Annotated in this window: 16 protein-coding genes; 11 read left to right on the top strand and 5 right to left on the bottom strand. The window is 68.6% G+C overall.

All coding sequences use genetic code 11. The annotated features are described in order from the left end of the window. Positions 1-2: 2 nt before the first annotated feature. The 6 genes from ABQE93_RS26690 to ABQE93_RS26665 all read left to right on the top strand — a co-directional run bounded on the left by ABQE93_RS26690 (position 3) and on the right by ABQE93_RS26665 (position 6,173). Entirely contained in the window at positions 3-1,151 is a 1,149-nt protein-coding gene (locus ABQE93_RS26690) for an acetylornithine transaminase (protein WP_448411862.1), read from the top strand. After that, positions 1,148-2,077: an ornithine carbamoyltransferase gene (argF, locus tag ABQE93_RS26685; RefSeq protein ID WP_448411825.1), complete on the top strand. Its 930-nt coding sequence runs from the start codon at positions 1,148-1,150 to the stop codon at positions 2,075-2,077. The genes ABQE93_RS26690 and argF overlap by 4 nt, the downstream gene beginning before the upstream one ends. After that, positions 2,074-2,565: an arginine repressor gene (locus ABQE93_RS26680; RefSeq protein ID WP_448411823.1), complete on the top strand. Its 492-nt coding sequence runs from the start codon at positions 2,074-2,076 to the stop codon at positions 2,563-2,565. The genes argF and ABQE93_RS26680 overlap by 4 nt, the downstream gene beginning before the upstream one ends. 2 nt (positions 2,566-2,567) lie before the next feature. Next, positions 2,568-3,782: an argininosuccinate synthase gene (locus ABQE93_RS26675; protein WP_448411821.1), complete on the top strand. Its 1,215-nt coding sequence runs from the start codon at positions 2,568-2,570 to the stop codon at positions 3,780-3,782. Between the two features lie 103 nt (positions 3,783-3,885). Next, positions 3,886-5,298 (top strand): argininosuccinate lyase, encoded by a 1,413-nt coding sequence (gene argH / locus ABQE93_RS26670; RefSeq protein WP_448411819.1) that lies wholly within the window; start codon positions 3,886-3,888, stop codon positions 5,296-5,298. Continuing rightward, entirely contained in the window at positions 5,295-6,173 is an 879-nt protein-coding gene (locus tag ABQE93_RS26665) for an alpha/beta hydrolase (protein WP_448411818.1), read from the top strand. Before argH ends, ABQE93_RS26665 begins: the two co-directional genes overlap by 4 nt. Here the strand turns inward: ABQE93_RS26665 and ABQE93_RS26660 are convergent. Next, positions 6,170-6,625, bottom strand: coding sequence for a hypothetical protein (locus ABQE93_RS26660; RefSeq protein WP_448411816.1), 456 nt, complete (start codon positions 6,623-6,625; stop codon positions 6,170-6,172). The genes ABQE93_RS26665 and ABQE93_RS26660 overlap by 4 nt on opposite strands. A gap of 9 nt (positions 6,626-6,634) precedes the next feature. Further along, the gene (locus ABQE93_RS26655; RefSeq protein WP_448411814.1) at positions 6,635-8,383 is read right to left on the bottom strand and encodes an ABC-F family ATP-binding cassette domain-containing protein; all 1,749 of its coding nucleotides are present in this window, start codon (positions 8,381-8,383) and stop codon (positions 6,635-6,637) included. A gap of 32 nt (positions 8,384-8,415) precedes the next feature. On the opposite strand from ABQE93_RS26655, the gene ABQE93_RS26650 reads away from it, so the two are divergent. From ABQE93_RS26650 to ABQE93_RS26640, 3 genes are all read left to right on the top strand, one after another. Continuing rightward, positions 8,416-11,436 (top strand): acyl-CoA synthetase, encoded by a 3,021-nt coding sequence (locus ABQE93_RS26650; protein ID WP_448411813.1) that lies wholly within the window; start codon positions 8,416-8,418, stop codon positions 11,434-11,436. Positions 11,437-11,530: 94 nt separating this feature from the next. Further along, on the top strand, positions 11,531-12,079 hold the full coding sequence (locus ABQE93_RS26645; protein WP_448411811.1) for a hypothetical protein: 549 nt from the start codon (positions 11,531-11,533) through the stop codon (positions 12,077-12,079). Between the two features lie 4 nt (positions 12,080-12,083). Next, positions 12,084-12,302 carry a Trm112 family protein gene (locus ABQE93_RS26640; RefSeq protein ID WP_448411809.1) on the top strand — a complete coding sequence of 73 codons (219 nt, stop codon included), beginning with the start codon at positions 12,084-12,086 and terminating at the stop codon, positions 12,300-12,302. Here the strand turns inward: ABQE93_RS26640 and ABQE93_RS26635 are convergent. Genes ABQE93_RS26635 through ABQE93_RS26625 form a run of 3 tightly spaced genes read right to left on the bottom strand, consistent with a single transcriptional unit; the run spans position 12,285 to position 14,429 of the window. After that, entirely contained in the window at positions 12,285-12,899 is a 615-nt protein-coding gene (locus ABQE93_RS26635) for a TetR/AcrR family transcriptional regulator (RefSeq protein ID WP_448411808.1), read from the bottom strand. The two genes, ABQE93_RS26640 and ABQE93_RS26635, sit on opposite strands and share 18 nt — an antisense overlap. 1 nt (position 12,900) lies before the next feature. Then, entirely contained in the window at positions 12,901-13,728 is an 828-nt protein-coding gene (locus ABQE93_RS26630; protein WP_448411807.1) for an ABC transporter permease, read from the bottom strand. After that, a complete protein-coding gene (locus ABQE93_RS26625; protein ID WP_448411805.1) occupies positions 13,653-14,429 on the bottom strand; it encodes an ABC transporter ATP-binding protein in 777 nt (258 codons plus the stop codon). The genes ABQE93_RS26630 and ABQE93_RS26625 overlap by 76 nt, the downstream gene beginning before the upstream one ends. A gap of 58 nt (positions 14,430-14,487) precedes the next feature. On the opposite strand from ABQE93_RS26625, the gene ABQE93_RS26620 reads away from it, so the two are divergent. After that, positions 14,488-15,099 carry a DNA-3-methyladenine glycosylase gene (locus ABQE93_RS26620; protein ID WP_448411803.1) on the top strand — a complete coding sequence of 204 codons (612 nt, stop codon included), beginning with the start codon at positions 14,488-14,490 and terminating at the stop codon, positions 15,097-15,099. A gap of 18 nt (positions 15,100-15,117) precedes the next feature. After that, complete coding sequence (tyrS, locus tag ABQE93_RS26615) at positions 15,118-16,401, top strand: tyrosine--tRNA ligase (protein ID WP_448411801.1); 1,284 nt, start codon at positions 15,118-15,120, stop codon at positions 16,399-16,401. Positions 16,402-16,687 lie beyond the last annotated feature (286 nt).

Genomic DNA, 16,687 nt, shown 5'->3' with positions numbered 1-16,687 from the left:
TGATGATGAACAACTACGGCACTCCGCCGCTCGCGCTGGTCAGCGGTGACGGCGCGGTGGTGACCGACGCCGACGGCAACTCGTATGTGGACCTGCTCGGCGGGATCGCGGTCAACATCCTCGGGCACCGCCACCCCGCGGTGATCGACGCGGTCACCCGCCAGCTCAACACGCTGGGCCACACGTCGAACCTGTACGCCACCGAACCCGGCGTCGCGCTGGCCGAGGCGCTGGTGGGGCTGTTGGGCGCCGGACCGGCGAAGGTGTTCTTCTGCAATTCGGGCACCGAGGCCAACGAGGTCGCGTTCAAGCTCACCCGGCTCACCGGACGCACCAAACTCGTTGCCGCCGAGGGTGCTTTCCACGGCCGCACGATGGGCTCGCTGGCGTTGACCGGTCAGCCGTCCAAACAGGCACCGTTCGCGCCGCTGCCCGGCGACGTGACCCACGTGCCGTTCGGCGACGTCGACGCGTTGGCCCGCGTCGTCGATCACGACACTGCCGCGGTGTTCCTCGAGCCGATCATGGGGGAGGGCGGCGTGGTGGTGCCGCCGGCCGGCTACCTGGCGGCCGCCCGTGAGATCACCGCCAAGCACGAGGTGTTGCTGGTGCTCGACGAGGTGCAGACCGGGATGGGCCGCACCGGAACGTTTTTCGCCCATCAGCACGACGGCATCGTGCCCGACGTGGTGACGCTGGCCAAGGGCCTCGGCGGTGGGCTGCCGATCGGGGCGTGCATCGCGGTGGGTGCCACCGCCGACCTGATGACCCCCGGCCTGCACGGCAGCACGTTCGGCGGCAACCCGGTGTGCACCGCCGCCGCAGTGGCGGTGCTGCGGGCGCTGGCCGACGAGGACCTGCCCGGTCGCGCCGACGTGCTCGGCAAGACCATCACCTCGGGCATCGAGGAATTGGAGCATCCGTTGGTCGACCATGTGCGCGGACGCGGCCTGTTATTGGGCATGGTGCTCACCTCGGCGGCGGCCAAGGCCGTCGAGGCGACCGCACGCGACGCCGGGTTCCTGGTCAACGCCGCCGCCCCGGAGGTGGTGCGGCTGGCTCCGCCGCTGGTCATCACCGACGAGCAGGTCGGCGCCTTCCTCAGCGCACTGCCTGCCGTGCTGGACACCGCCGCGAAAGCCGCGTCATGACACGGCATTTCCTGCGCGACGACGACCTGACGCCCGAGGAACAGGCGCAGGTGCTCGCCTTGGCGGCCGAGCTGAAAAAAGAGCCGGTGAAACTGCGCCCGCTGGAGGGGCCCCGCGGGGTGGCGGTCATCTTCGACAAGAACTCCACCCGCACCCGGTTCTCCTTCGAGATGGGCATCGCCCAACTCGGCGGGCACGCCGTCGTGGTCGACGGGCGCACCACCCAGCTCGGCCGCGACGAGACGCTGCAGGACACCGGCCGGGTGCTGTCGCGCTACGTCGACGCGATCGTGTGGCGCACCTTCGAGCAGGACCGGCTGACCGCGATGGCCGAGGGCGCGACGGTGCCCATCGTCAACGCGCTCTCCGATGAGTTCCACCCCTGCCAGGTGCTCGCCGATCTGCAGACGCTGGCCGAGCGCAAGGGCGCGCTGGCCGGGCTGCGGCTGTCCTACTTCGGCGACGGCGCCAACAACATGGCCCACTCGTTGATGCTGGGCGGGGTGACCGCCGGTGTGCACGTCACGATCGCCGCGCCGAGCGGGTTCGAGCCGCACCCGGATTTCGTTGCGGCCGCGGAGAAACGGGCGGCGCAGACGGGCGCGACGGTGACCGTCACCGATGACGCCCGCCGCGCCGCCGACGGCGTCGACGTGCTGGTCACCGACACCTGGACGTCGATGGGGCAGGAGGGCGACGGCCTCGACCGTATCGGACCGTTCCGCCCGTACCAGCTCAACGCCGAGCTGCTCGGGCTGGCCGACCGCGACGTCGTTGTGCTGCACTGTCTTCCGGCGCACCGCGGCCATGAGATCACCGACGAGGTGATCGACGGCCCGCACAGCGCGGTGTGGGACGAGGCCGAGAACCGGCTGCACGCCCAGAAGGCACTGCTGGTGTGGCTGCTGGAACGGAGCCGCCCATGACGTCGGCAGCCACCAGGGCCGGCAGGCAGGCCCGCATCATCGCGATCCTGTCGTCGCAGTCGGTGCACAGCCAGACCGAGTTGGCCGCGATGCTGGCCGACGAGGGAATCGAGGTGACGCAGGCGACGCTGTCGCGCGACCTCGAGGAACTCGGTGCGGTCAAGCTGCGCGGCGCCCACGGCGGCGTCGGCGTATACGTGGTGCCCGAGGACGGCAGCCCGGTGCGCGGCGTTTCCGGTGGCACCGAACGACTCTCACGCCTGCTGGCCGAGCTGCTGGTGTCGACCGACGCCAGCGCCAACCTCGCGATCCTGCGTACGCCGCCCGGTGCGGCGCACTACCTCGCCAGCGCGATGGACCGCGCGGCGCTGCCGTACGTGGTCGGTACGGTCGCCGGGGATGACACCATCCTGGTGATCGCGCGCGAGCCCATGACAGGGGCCCAGCTGGCAACGAAGCTTGACAGCATCCAACAAGGAGGAGATTAGGTATGCCACAACCGGGGCCCGAACGCGTCATCCTGGCGTATTCCGGCGGTCTGGACACCTCGGTGGCGATCAGCTGGATCGGCAAGGAGACCGGCCGCGAGGTGGTCGCCGTGGCGATCGACCTCGGCCAGGGCGGCGAAGACATGGAGGTCGTCCGGCAGCGGGCGCTGGACTGTGGCGCGGTCGAGGCCGTCGTCGTCGACGGCAGGGACGAATTCGCCGAGGAGTACTGCCTGCCCGCCGTCCAGTCCAATGCGCTCTACATGGACCGCTATCCGCTGGTGTCGGCGCTGAGCAGGCCGCTGATCGTCAAACATCTGGTGGCGGCGGCGCGCGAGCACGGCGGCGGCACCGTCGCGCACGGATGCACCGGCAAGGGCAACGATCAGGTTCGGTTCGAGGTCGGATTCGCCTCGCTGGCACCGGATCTGCAGGTGTTGGCCCCGGTCCGCGACTACGCGTGGACGCGGGAGAAGGCGATCGCGTTCGCCGAGGAGAACGGGATCCCGATCAACGTCACCAAGCGGTCGCCGTTTTCGATCGACCAGAACGTGTGGGGCCGGGCGGTGGAGACCGGCTTTTTGGAGCACCTGTGGAATGCGCCCACCAAGGACGTCTTCGAGTACACCGAGGACCCGACCGTCAACTGGAGCACCCCCGACGAGGTGATCGTCGGCTTCGAGCGCGGGGTGCCGGTGTCCATCGACGGCAGGCCGGTCACCGTGCTGCAGGCCATCGAGGAACTGAACCGCCGCGCGGGCGAGCAGGGTGTGGGCAGGCTCGACGTCGTCGAGGACCGGCTGGTCGGGATCAAGAGCCGCGAGATCTACGAGGCGCCGGGGGCGATGGTGCTCATCACCGCACACACCGAACTCGAGCACGTGACGCTGGAGCGCGAACTCGGCCGGTTCAAGCGCGGCACCGACCGCAAGTGGGCGGAGTTGGTGTACGACGGCCTGTGGTACTCGCCGTTGAAGACCGCGCTGGAGGCGTTCGTCGCCAACACCCAGGAGCGGGTCTCCGGTGAGATCCGGATGGTGTTGCACGGCGGGCACATCGCGGTCAACGGCCGGCGCAGCCAGGAGTCGCTGTACGACTTCAACCTCGCCACCTACGACGAGGGCGACACGTTCGACCAGTCCGCGGCGCGCGGTTTCGTGCAGATCCACGGCCTGTCGTCGAGCCTCGCCGCGCGCCGAGACCTCGGCATCCAATGACTCACCATCCGCGCGTGGGCCCACGCGCAAGCTGGGGACGTGCGCGTCTGAGGGCGACACGCCACGCAGAATCGAGAGTTTCCGCACGCTCGCGAGCCGTCGAGTGAGCACCAACGAGGGCTCGCTGTGGGGTGGGCGGTTCGCCGACGGCCCGTCGGATGCGCTGGCGGCGCTGAGCAAGTCCACGCATTTCGACTGGGTGCTGGCGCCGTACGACATCCAGGCGTCCAAGGCCCACGTGCAGGTGCTGTTCTCCGCCGGCCTGCTGACCGGCGAGCAGCGCGACGGGCTGCTGAGCGGGCTGGACCGGCTGGCCGCCGACGTCGCCGACGGCAGCTTCGCACCGCTGCCGGCCGACGAGGATGTGCACGGCGCGCTCGAACGTGGCCTGATCGACCGGGTGGGCCCGGACCTCGGCGGTCGACTGCGGGCGGGTCGATCGCGAAATGACCAGGTGGCCACCCTGTTTCGGATGTGGCTGCGCGACGCGGTCCGCCGTGTCGCCGACGGTGCGCTCGCGGTCGTCGACGCGTTGGCCGCGCAGGCCGAAGCCCATCCGGCCGCGATCATGCCCGGCAAGACGCATCTGCAGTCCGCGCAGCCCGTGCTGCTGGCCCACCACCTGCTCGCCCACGCCCATCCGCTGCTGCGCGACGTCGACCGGCTCGCCGACTTCGACAAGCGCACCGCGGTGTCCCCGTACGGATCCGGGGCGCTGGCGGGTTCATCGCTCGGCCTGGACCCCGACGCCGTCGCCGCCTCACTCGGGTTCGACGCGGCGGCCGACAACTCGATCGACGCGACCGCCTCCCGCGATTTCGCCGCGGAGGCGGCGTTCGTGCTCGCCATGATCGCGGTCGACCTGTCGCGGCTCGCCGAGGACCTCATCCTCTGGAGCACCACCGAATTCGGCTACATCACACTGCACGACTCCTGGTCGACGGGCAGCTCGATCATGCCGCAGAAGAAGAACCCCGACATCGCCGAGTTGGCGCGCGGTAAATCCGGCAGGCTGATCGGCAACCTCACCGGACTGCTCGCCACGCTGAAGGCCCAACCGTTGGCCTACAACCGCGACCTGCAGGAGGACAAGGAGCCGGTGATCGACTCGGTCGCCCAGCTGGAGCTGTTGCTGCCCGCGACGGCCGGCATGGTCGCCACCTTGGTTTTCGACGTGGACCGGATGGCCGAACTCGCCCCGCTCGGCTACACCCTGGCCACCGATATCGCGGAATGGCTTGTGCGCAAGGGCGTTCCGTTCCGGATAGCACACGAGGCCGCGGGTGCGGCGGTGCGCGCCGCGGAGACACGCGGCGTCGGCCTGGAGGAACTCGCCGACGACGAGTTCGCCGCCATCCACCCCGAGCTGACCCCTCAGGTCCGCGAGATTCTCAGCATCGACGGTTCGGTTAACTCCCGCGAGGCCCGCGGTGGCACCGCGCCTGTCCGGGTCGCCGAGCAGCTCGACGTCGTGCGGGCGACCGCCGACCGGCTGCGGTTACAGTTGAGGCGATGACTGCACGGATCACCTTCGTATCCGGTGGCGAGACCTGCGTCGGCTATCTCTACGGTGACCACACCGCCGACCCGCGCACCTGCGTCGTGATGTGCCAGGGTTTCGGCGGAACCCAGGACACTCCGGCGTTCACCGCCAACGCCAACGATTTCGCCAAAGCAGGGCATCTGGTGCTGACCTTCGACTACCGCAACCTCGGCGAAAGTTCCGGGCTACCACGCCAACTGGTCGATATCACCGGTCAGCTCGACGACATCGCCGCCGCGGTGGCCTACGCCCGCCACCATCCCGGCGTCGACCCCGACCGGATCGTGCTGTGGGGTACATCGCTGGGCGGGGGACACGTGGTCACCGCCGCCGCGCGAGATCCACGCATCGCCGCGGTGATCGCCCAGATTCCCTACAACGGATTTCCCAAGAAGGTCGAGGGCCGTTCGACAGCGACGGCGTTGCGGGTCCTCAAGGCCATGGTGCTCGACACCGCGCGCGGCGCACTGCACCTGTCGCCGTCGTACATCAAACAGGTCGGCCTACCCGGTGAGCTCGCCGTCATGGCCAGCGCCGAGGCGCAGCAGACGATCGACGAGATGACGAGCGCCACTTGGCGCAACGAAGTGGCCCCACGGTCGTTACTGGACATGTGGCGCTACAAGCCCGGCGACCACGCGCGCTTCGTCCAGGCCCCGGTCCTGGTGTGTATCGGCAAGCACGACAAGGAAACTCAAGAAGCCGATTCCGCACAGCTCGCCGAAGACGCACCGCACGGCGAGCTGCGCACGTACCCGTATGCGCATTTCGACTTCTACCGCGACGACGTCCGCAGGCAGGTGCTCGCCGACCAGCTCGCGTTTCTGTCCCGGGTGCTCGCGACTTAGTCGTCGTCGTTGCAGATCTTGACTTCCAGGCGCCCGTCGTCGACTTCGACCTCGAGGTCGAGTTCCTCAGCGCCTCTGCGGAATGCGATCTCGACCTCGTCGGGTTCCTCGTCGTCGACGCGGTGCGTCCAGCCCTCCGCCGGGGTGACCGTGCCCAGGGTCAGCCGGCCGTCGGCGAAGGTGACGTCGGCCGAACCCGCGTCGAACACCTGGTAGCGCCCGTCGGGGGCCGGATCGATGCGTACGCACTGATCGCGCGCCGGTCGAGCGGGGGCGGCAGCCCCGGTCTGGGGCGCCTGTTGTTCGGTCGTCGCAGCGTCGGGCGACGTCGTGGCGACCGGGGCCGGTTCGGTGACGGTCACCGTGGACTGGGGTTCGTCGGACGAACCGCATGCCGGCAGGAGCAGAACAGCTCCCGCAAGGGCGGTGATGCCGATTGATCTGCTGTACATGGCGCCACCCTACGTGTCGTCGGCGGCGGCCAGCCAGGCCTCTTCCAGCGAATGTTTGCGCTCCAGCAGCTCCTGCAATTCGGTGTTGAGCTCACCGACGCGCACGTGGTCGGCGCCCGCGTCGGCCATGGCCAGGTGCAGCTTCTCGACGCGGGCGTCGAGTTTCTCCAGCTGGCCCTCGATGCGAGCCATTTCCTTGCCCGTCCGGCGTTGACGGGCCGCCTCGGTCTCGCCGCGCGTCGGCTCCGCACGCTCCGTTGGGGAGGCCGCGGCAGCCCGGTCGGCCAGGTACTGCTCGATGCCGCCGGGCAGCAGATCGCACCGACCGCCGCCGGTCAACGCGTAGGTGACGTCGCTGACCCGCTCGAGGAAGTACCGATCGTGGGTGACGACGATCAGCGTGCCGGGCCAGCCGTCGAGGTAGTCCTCGATGACGGTCAGCGTGTCGATGTCGAGATCGTTGGTCGGCTCGTCGAGCAGCAGCACGTTCGGCTCGTCGAGCAGCAGCCGCAGAAACTGCAACCGGCGTCTTTCCCCGCCGGAGAGCTCACCGACCCGGGCGGTGAGCTTGTCGCCGGTGAACCCGAAGTCACGCAGCAACGTCTCCGCGCTGATCTCCCTGCCGCCGGCCAATTCGGCGACCCGGCGCCGATTTTCGACCGCGTCGAGCACCCGCTCGGCGCCGTTCACCTCGGCTATCGCCTGGCTGAGATAGCCGATCTGCAGCGTCGCGCCGCGTTTGATGGTGCCAGCCGTCGGCTCCAGCTGCCCGGCCAGCAGACGCAGCACCGACGTCTTGCCGGTGCCGTTGACACCCACCAGCCCGATGCGTGCGCCGGGCCCGATGGACCAGTCGATGCCGTCCAGGACCACGTGCGGGCCGACCTCCAGCCGCACCCGGTGCAGATCGAAAACGTCCTTGCCCAGCCGGGTGGTGGCAAAGCGTTGCAGCACAAGGGAATCCCGCGGTGGCGGCTCGTTGGCGATCAACTCGTTGGCCGCCTGGATGCGGAACTTGGGCTTCGATGTCCGCGCGGGCGGGCCCCGCCGCAGCCAGGCCAACTCTTTGCGCATCAGGTTCTGTCGCCGCGCCTCCACCCCGGCCGCCAGGCGCATCCGCTCGGCACGGGCCAGCACGTACGCCGCGTAACCACCGTCGTAGCCGTCGACCGTCCCGTCGTGCACCTCCCATGTCCTGGTGCACACCGCGTCGAGGAACCACCGGTCGTGGCTGACCACCACCAGCGCCTTGGCGCGGCGCGCGTTGAGATGTTCGGCCAGCCATCCGATCACCTCGACGTCGAGATGGTTGGTGGGTTCGTCGAGCACGAGCACGTCGTGGCCGGCGATCAACACCTTGGCCAGCGCGACCCGGCGCCGCTCGCCGCCGGAGAGCCGGGCCACCTCGCTTTCCAGCGCGACGCCCGAGAGCAGGTGGGTGACGACGTCGCGGGTGTGCGGATCGGCGGCCCAGACATGATCGGGGCGCCCGCCGAGGATGACGTCGCGGACCGTGGTTCCGGTGAAATCGTCGCCCTGGCGCAGATAACCCACCGACAGGCCCGACGTGTGCGTGACGCGCCCCGAATCGGGTGGCCGCGCCAGCGTCAGCACCTGCAGCAACGTGGTCTTACCGTCGCCGTTGCGGCCGACGACACCGATGGCGTCGCCGTCATCGATACCCAGGCTGACCTCGTCGAGCAAGGTGCGGGTGCCGTAGCTGACGGTGGCGCGCTCGACGTTGATCAGATTCGGCATCAGCCGCGATGATATGTCGACCCCATGCCATGATGACCACGGCGATTGTCGGGGCAACGGGGACTAGAGCAGCTGAAGGGGAGTGGGGCGTGGTGGACCTGTCCGCGATAACCAAGCCGGTCGGCCGGCTGGTGGCCACCGCGCAAAACGGCCTGGAAGTGCTGCGCTACGGCGGTTTGGAAACGGGGTCGGTGCCGTCGCCGTTCCAGATCATCCAGAGCGTTCCGATGTACCGGCTGCGACGCTATTTTCCGCCCGACGCACGGCCCGGAGCAAAGCCGGCGGGAGCGCCGGTGCTGATGGTGCACCCGATGATGATGTCGGCCGACATGTGGGACGTCACCCGCGACGACGGCGCCGTCGGCATCCTGCACCGGGCGGGCCTGGACCCGTGGGTGATCGACTTCGGATCCCCGGACAAGGTCGAAGGCGGCATGGACCGCAACCTGGCCGACCACATCGTCGCGCTCAGCGAGGCCATCGACACCGTCAAAGAGGTCACCGGTCGCGACATCCATCTGGCCGGCTACTCCCAGGGCGGCATGTTCGCCTACCAGACCGCGGCGTACCGCCGCTCCAAGGACCTTGCGAGCATCGTCGCGTTCGGCTCACCGGTCGACACCCTCGCCGCTCTTCCGATGAACCTGCCGCCGAGCCTGGCCCCGGCGGCCGCGGACTTCATGGCCGACCATGTGTTCAGCCGCATCGACATCCCGGGTTGGTTGGCGCGCACCGGTTTTCAGATGCTCGATCCCCTCAAGACCGCGCAGTCGCGGCTGGAGTTCCTGCGCCAGTTGCACGACCGCGAAGCGTTGCTGCCGCGCGAACAACAGCGCCGCTTCCTGGCTTCCGAAGGCTGGATCGCCTGGTCGGGGCCCGCGATCGCCGAACTGCTCAAACAGTTCATCGCGCACAACCGGATGATGAGCGGCGGCTTTTCCATCCACGGTGACCTGGTCACGCTGTCCGACATCGACTGTCCGGTGCTGGCTGTCGTCGGTGAGGTCGACGACATCGGCCAACCCGCATCGGTGCGCGGGATCAAGCGTGCGGCCCCGAGAGCGGATGTCTACGAATTCCTCATCCGGGCAGGACATTTCGGTCTGGTCGTCGGGTCCAAGGCGGCCGGCCAGACATGGCCGACCGTCGCACAGTGGGTGAGGTGGATCGAGGGCGTCGGTGAGCTGCCCGACGATGTGGCGCCGATGGCACTGCAGCCCGAGACACCCTCCAGCGGGGTTTCGCTCAGCTCCCGGGTGGCCCACAGCACCGCGGCCGCCACCGAGATGATCTTCGGCCTGGCGCAGACGGCCGCCGACGCGCTCGTCGCGGCCAACAAGTCGGCTCGCACGCTGGCCATCGAAACCGCGCGCACACTGCCCCGGCTGGCCCGGCTCGGCCAGATCAACGACCACACCCGGATCTCGTTCGGCCGGATCATGTCCGAGCAGGCCCGCGACCTGCCCAACGGGGAGGCCCTGCTGTTCGACGGCCGGGTACACACCTACGAGGCGGTGGATCGCCGCGTCAACAACGTGGTGCGCGGTCTGATCGGCGTCGGGGTGCGCCAAGGCGCGCGGGTCGGGGTGCTGATGGAGACCCGCCCCAGTGCGCTGGTCGCGATCGCCGCGCTGTCGCGACTGGGCGCGGTCGCGGTGCTGATGCCGCCCGACGCCGACCTGCCGACCGCAGCCCGGTTGGGCGCGGTGTCGGAGATCATCGCCGACCCGAGCAGCCTGGACGCCGCCCGGCAACTGAACATGCGGGTGCTGGTGCTCGGCGGTGGCGAGGCGCGGGACCTGAACGTGCCCAGCGACGCCGACGTCGTCGACATGGAGAAGATCGATCCCGACGAGGTCGACCTGCCCGGCTGGTACCGGCCCAACCCCGGGCTGGCCCGCGACCTCGCGTTCATCGGGTTCAGCTCGACCGACGGGGAACTGATCGCCCGCCAGATCACCAACTACCGGTGGGCGCTGTCGGCGTTCGGCACCGCCTCGGCCGCCAACCTCGGCCGCGCTGACACCGTCTACTGTCTGACCCCGCTGCACCACCAGTCCGGGCTGCTGGTCGCGCTGGGCGGAGCGGTCGTCGGCGGTTCGCGGATCGCGCTGTCGCGGGGCCTGCGACCCGACCGGTTCGTCAAGGAGATCCGCCAGTACGGCGTGACCGTGGTGACCTACACGTGGGCAATGCTGCGCGACGTCATCGACGATCCGGCATTCTCCTTGACGGGCAGCCATCCCGTGCGGTTGTTCATCGGCTCGGGTATGCCGACCGGGCTGTGGGAGCGTGTCGTCGACGTGTTCGCGCCCGCACGGGTCGTGGAGTTCTTCGCCACCACCGACGGACAGGCGGTGCTGGCCAACGTCTCCGGCGCCAAGATCGGCAGCAAGGGCAGACCGCTGCCCGGTGGCGGCGACATCGAGTTGGCGGCCTTTGACGCCGAGGACAACCTGATCCTCGAAGACGAGCGCGGCTTCGTGCGCAGAGCCGAGACCGACGAGGTCGGTGTGCTGCTCGCCCGTCCGCGCGGCCCGATCGACCCGACGGCGTCGATCAAGCGAGGCGTCTTCGCGCCCGCCGACACGTGGGTTTCGACGGAGTTCTTGTTCCGCCGCGACGAGGACGGCGACTACTGGCAAGTCGACAACCGCGGCGCCCTCATCGACACCGCGCGCGGCATCGTCTATTCCTCGGTCGTCAACGACGCCGTCAGCCGGCTGGGCGCGGTCGACCTTGCGGTGACCTACGGTGTGCCGGTCGACGGGGGACAGTTGGCCGTCACGGCGCTGCAACTGTGTCCCGGCGGCAGCATCCCGTCGGCGGATCTGTCCGAGGCGCTCTCGGATCTGGTGGTGGGCAACCCGCCCGACATCGTGCACGTGGTCAACAAGATGACGCTGTCGGCGTCGTACCGGCCCCTGGTCATCCCGTTGCGCGAACAAGGCATCCCCAAAGCGGCGCGTAACGCCTGGTACCTCGATCCCGATACCCATCGGTACAAGCGATTGACCGTCGCGGTGCGCGCGGAGATCGCCGGTGGGCAGTAGCGACGGAAGTGCCGGATGGCAGGTGCGCTGTTAGGCTCCCGCTGGCGGCACGCGTCGCCGGGTCGGGCAATCGCGGCACCGCACTGGAGGTTTGATGACATCGCAGGCCGGTTCCAACCGCGACCTCTGGCGTCGCCTCGTGGTCACGCCGGTGGCCGCCGGCGCGATGGTCGCCGGCATGTTGTCGGCTGCGGCGACAGCGGGTGCCCAGCCGACTGAGCCGACGACCGAACCCACCGCCACCGAGACGCCGACAGCGGCGGCCGAAGATGCGCCGCGCTCATGTACCGGGGACGACTGCAGTCGCGGGCAACCGGAACCGGAGAAGGTGTCCGCCGATCGGGTGCTCATGCAGATCTATACCGAGTATGCGCAGGGTGACGGCGGCGGGCAGGTGTCCAAGCTCATCGACGACGCGGTGAAGCTGCGCAGGCAGGGTTTCCGCCCGTCCAACTTGAACGCCGAGGCGCTCGCCAATGCGCTCGAGTATCGGCCGAACCAGACCCCGCTGGTGGAGGCGCTGAAGAACACCATCGCCTACCAACGCAAGCTGCAAGCGCAGGCCGCCCTGACCGCGTCGCAACAGGGGCCCGTGGCTGGTCCGGTGCCCGTCATTCCCGGCACGACCATGCCGGTCGGTTAGCGTCGTGGCACTCGACGAAAGGCTGCTCGACATCCTGGTCTGCCCCCAGGACCGCGGTTCACTTCTGTTGGTGGAGAACGAGTTTCTGTACAACCCGCGGCTTCGGCGCGCGTACCGCATCGACGACGGCATCCCGGTGCTGCTCATCGACGAGGCCGTCGCCATCGACGACGACGCCGAACACCAGCGCATGCTGGACCGGGCGTCAGGCCAGTCCCGGTAGGTCACCGGTGAGGTAGCGCTGCAGGGTGGGCGCGATGGTGTCGACGATCTGCTCCACCGGCAAGGACTTGAACGGCTCCAACTCCAGGATGTAGCGGGCCATCACCACGCCCACCAACTGGCTGGCCACGAACTGCACACGGATCCGACCGCTACCGGGCGGGTTGTCAACGCGTGAACCGACCTCCGCCACGATGACTTCCTGCAGAAACGACCGGAACAGGCTCACGTCGCCGCCGGCCAGCGTAGAGCGCAACGTGGCGATGAACCCCTTGCCCGCCTCCGAATCCCACAGCGGCAGAACGAGTGACGGCAGGGTGTGCCCGATCTGTTCGACGGGCACCTGGCGGAGCGGGCCGATCACCTCCATCGGGTCGATCGGGGTCTGGATAGCAGCGCCGAAGAGTTGGGTTTTGGTGCCGAAATAATGGTGTACGAGCGCGGGGTCCACCTTGGCGCCGGTGGCAATCGCGCGGATGGATGTCTTGTCGAAGCCGTTGCGGGCGAACAGGTCCCGTGCAGTGCTGAGAATCCGTTCCCGGGTGTCTGACGCCCCTGGTGGCCGGCCGGGACGTTTGCGCTCGGCTTCGGCGGTCAACTCAGGGTGTCCGTCGCCGCAGGGTCGCCGCCGCCAGGCACAGTGCCACGACCGCGCAACCGATTACGATGACGATGTCGCGCAGCGCGACACCGCTCAGCTCCGGGTGCGCGCCGACCTCCCGCAGAGCCTCCAGCGCATAGCTGGCGGGCATCACATTGCTGATCCATTGCAGCCACTCCGGCATTGTGCCCCGTGGCACGATGATGCCGGCAAGCAGCAGCTGCGGCACCATCACCAACGGGATGAACTGCACGGCCTGGAACTCGGTGCGGGCGAATGCACTGCACAGCAGCCCGAGCCCGACGCCGAGGATGGCGTTGACGATCGCGATCACGAACACCCAGGCCGGGCTGCCTGCAGTGTCGAAGCCGAGCAGCCAGAAGGCGACGGCGCAGGCCAGGCTGGCCTGGATCGCCGCAGCGATCGAGAACGCGGTGCCGTACGCGCCGAGCAGGTCCAGCCGGCGCAGCGGCGTGGTGAGGATGCGTTCCAGCGTTCCCGAGGCACGTTCGCGCTGCATGGTGATCGAGGTGATCACGAACATCACGAACAGGGGGAACAGGCCGAGCAGGATCAGGCAGGCGTTGTTGAAGCCCGACGTCGCGCCAGGTGCGGTCGGGATGTTCTCGAACATGAAGTACATCAGCGTGATGATGACGATCGGCACCACCAAAATCATCGCCACGCTGCGGTGATCGCCGGTCAGCTGCCGCAGGATCCGCGTGGTGGTGGCCAGATAGGCCCGCGGGCTCAGCCGGCCGCGGGGCTGGCGGCTGCGGTGCTGTGCGTGATGACGGACAGAAACGCTTGCTCCAGTGACTGACATCCCGTGTCCTCTCGTAGCTTGGTCGGTGTGGTGTGCGCCAGCAGGCGCCCGTCGCGCATCAGCAGCAGGTCGCCGCAGTGGTCGGCCTCGTCCATCACGTGACTCGACACCAGCAGCGTCGTGCCGCGATCCGCGAGCTGGCGGAACTGGCCCCACAGGTCGGCCCGCAGGACCGGGTCAAGCCCGACAGTGGGTTCGTCGAGCACGAGCAGATCGGGGCGCGAGACCAGCGCGCAGGCCAGCGACGCCCGGGCGCGCTGACCGCCGGACAGGTTGGCGCACAAGGCGGTTCGATGATCGTCGAGGCCCACGGCTGCGACCGCTTCGTCGGCCGCCTCCGAACCGGTGCCGTACAGCGCGGCGAAGTAGTGGGCGTTGTCGATGACGCGCAGGTCGTCGTAGATCGTGGCGTGCTGCGTGACGTAGCCGACGCGGTTGCGCAGTTCGGCCGAGCCCGCTGGACGGCCGAGCACCGTGACCGTTCCACCCGCGGTGATCTGGGTGCCGACGACGCAGCGCATCAAGGTGGTCTTACCGCAGCCCGACGGTCCCAGCAGCCCGGTGATCGTGCCGCGGGCGACGGCGACCGTGACGTCGTCGAGGGCGACGCGCTTACCGCGGATGACGCGCAGGCCGCGGATGTCGATGGCCGGTTCGGCGGTGCCTGCCGCCAGAAATTCATCAGACAATGAAGTCATCATGTGTTGAATATGCTCCCCGCTGGGGGCGGTGTCAAGGGTCACCGGCAGAATCCCTCGGATGAGCGCCGAGCTGTTGTCCACCGATCCGCTCACCGCGGCTCGCCGGTTACTCGGGGCGACGCTGATCGCGCGGGAAACCAGCGCTATGATCGTGGAGGTCGAGGCTTACGGTGGCCCCGCCGACGGCCCGTGGCCGGACCCCGCCGCGCATTCGTTTCGCGGGCCGGGTCCACGCAACTGGGTGATGTTCGGACCCGCCGGGCGGCTCTACACCTATCGCAGTCATGGCATCCATGTGTGCGCCAACGTGGCGTGCGCCACCGACGGTGTGGCGGGCGCGGTGCTGCTGCGGGCGGCCGCGGTCGAGTCCGGCCACGAGGTGGCGCAGATCCGGCGCGGCGAGTCGGTGCGGCCTGCCGCATTGGCCCGCGGGCCCGGAAACCTGTGCTCGGCGATGGGAATCACCATGGACGACAACGGGCTTGACCTGTTCGCTCCGAAGAGCCCTGTCCAGTTACAGCTCTGTGAAGAGCATCCTGCAGCCGAAGGGCCGCGGGTCGGGGTGAGCAAGGCCGCCGACCGGCCGTGGCGTCTTTGGCTCGCGGGTCGACCAGAGGTATCGCTGTATCGGCGCAGCCCGCGGGCACCGGCTCCCGGCCTAAGCGATTAGTGCGAGAAGATCGAAGCCGTGACTTCTGCGGGTACGACCATTCTCGACGAGCTCGAGTGGCGAGGGCTGGTTGCCCAATCGACCGATCGTGACGCACTGGCGGCGGAGCTGGCCAAGGGGCCGATCACCGTCTATTCGGGGTTCGACCCGACCGCACCGAGCCTGCACGCGGGACATCTCATTCCGTTGTTGACGCTGCGGCGGTTTCAGCAGGCGGGTCATCGGCCGATCGTGTTGGCCGGCGGCGCCACGGGGCTGATCGGCGACCCCCGCGACACCGGTGAACGTACGTTGCACACCGCAGGCACGGTCGCCGAGTGGGCCGAACGCATCCGCGGCCAACTCGAGCGGTTCGTCGAGTTCGACGATTCGGCGACCGGCGCGGTAGTGGCGAACAACCTGTCGTGGACGGAGCCCCTGTCGGCGATCGAGTTCCTGCGCGACATCGGCAAGCACTTCTCGGTCAACGTCATGCTCGACCGCGACACGGTCCGGCGCCGCCTGGATGGCGAAGGCATCTCCTACACCGAATTCAGCTACATGCTGTTGCAGGCCAACGACTACGTCGAACTGCATCACCGGTACGGATGCACGCTGCAGATCGGCGGGTCCGACCAGTGGGGCAACATCATCGCCGGGGTGCGGTTGGTCCGCCAGAAGGACGGTGCGACGGTGCACGCGTTGACGACGCCGTTGGTCACCGACTCCGAGGGCAAGAAGTTCGGCAAGTCGACCGGCGGCGGCAGCCTGTGGTTGGACCCGGCGATGACAAGCCCATACGCCTGGTACCAGTACTTCATCAATACCGCGGATGCCGATGTGGTCCGCTATCTGCGTTGGTTCACGTTCCTGACGTCCGAAGATCTGGCCGAGATGGAGCAGATAACCGCCGAACGTCCGCACGAACGGGCCGCGCAGCGCCGGTTGGCGCGCGAACTCACCACGTTGGTGCACGGCCAAGCGGCCACCCGCTCGGTCGAGCTTGCCAGCCAGGCGCTGTTCGGCCGCGCGGATCTGGCGGACCTGGACGAGCCGACGCTCGCGGGGGCGTTACGGGAAGCGTCGGTCGCGGCGTTAAAGCCGGGTGGGCCTGACACGATCACCGACTTGTTGGTGGCCAGCGGCCTGGCGCCGAGCAAGGGCGCGGCGCGGCGCACCGTCGCCGAGGGCGGCGCCTACGTCAACAACGCCCGCATCGACAGCGAGAGCTGGGCGCCGCAGCCGTCGGACTTCCTGCACGGCCGATGGTTGGTGCTGCGTCGGGGCAAGCGGAATTTCGCCGGCGTCGAACGCGTTGGATGACGTGTCAGGCTCTGTGCGGGGAATAAGTTCCGCGCCGTTGTGGTTGAGCCTGTTGTGTGAGTCGACGCATCCGACGATGCGCACGGTAGGTGACGAGCGAAAGACACGCCCTATCAGGCCATTTGACTCCACGAATTCCCTCACGTAACTTGTTGATTCGTCGCTGCGACACGGGCCTAGCCCGAAGAGCGCGGCGGATCCCAGAGGGAATCCCCACTTCGGTGGGTTCCTGAGTGTCCGCACTACGAGTACGCGGCTTTTAGCCGTGGGCTTACTGCGCGGTCAC

The sequence above is a fragment of the Mycolicibacterium sp. XJ662 genome (assembly GCF_053484035.1).
This window is presented reverse-complemented; position numbering and strand designations above follow the sequence as displayed.

Bases quoted from the DNA above. Each gene is read 5' to 3' on its own strand.
- ABQE93_RS26630 (WP_448411807.1), bottom strand. From the start codon at position 13,728: ATGTCAGTCACTGGAGCAAGCGTTTCTGTCCGTCATCACGCACAGCAC.
- ABQE93_RS26665 (WP_448411818.1), top strand. From the start codon at position 5,295: ATGACTGCACGGATCACCTTCGTATCCGGTGGCGAGACCTGCGTCGGC.
- ABQE93_RS26655 (WP_448411814.1), bottom strand. From the start codon at position 8,383: ATGCCGAATCTGATCAACGTCGAGCGCGCCACCGTCAGCTACGGCACC.
- ABQE93_RS26625 (WP_448411805.1), bottom strand. From the start codon at position 14,429: ATGATGACTTCATTGTCTGATGAATTTCTGGCGGCAGGCACCGCCGAA.
- ABQE93_RS26675 (WP_448411821.1), top strand. From the start codon at position 2,568: ATGCCACAACCGGGGCCCGAACGCGTCATCCTGGCGTATTCCGGCGGT.
- ABQE93_RS26620 (WP_448411803.1), top strand. From the start codon at position 14,488: ATGAGCGCCGAGCTGTTGTCCACCGATCCGCTCACCGCGGCTCGCCGG.
- ABQE93_RS26680 (WP_448411823.1), top strand. From the start codon at position 2,074: ATGACGTCGGCAGCCACCAGGGCCGGCAGGCAGGCCCGCATCATCGCG.
- ABQE93_RS26690 (WP_448411862.1), top strand. From the start codon at position 3: ATGATGAACAACTACGGCACTCCGCCGCTCGCGCTGGTCAGCGGTGAC.
- ABQE93_RS26650 (WP_448411813.1), top strand. From the start codon at position 8,416: ATGACCACGGCGATTGTCGGGGCAACGGGGACTAGAGCAGCTGAAGGG.
- ABQE93_RS26660 (WP_448411816.1), bottom strand. From the start codon at position 6,625: ATGTACAGCAGATCAATCGGCATCACCGCCCTTGCGGGAGCTGTTCTG.
- ABQE93_RS26645 (WP_448411811.1), top strand. From the start codon at position 11,531: ATGACATCGCAGGCCGGTTCCAACCGCGACCTCTGGCGTCGCCTCGTG.
- argF (WP_448411825.1), top strand. From the start codon at position 1,148: ATGACACGGCATTTCCTGCGCGACGACGACCTGACGCCCGAGGAACAG.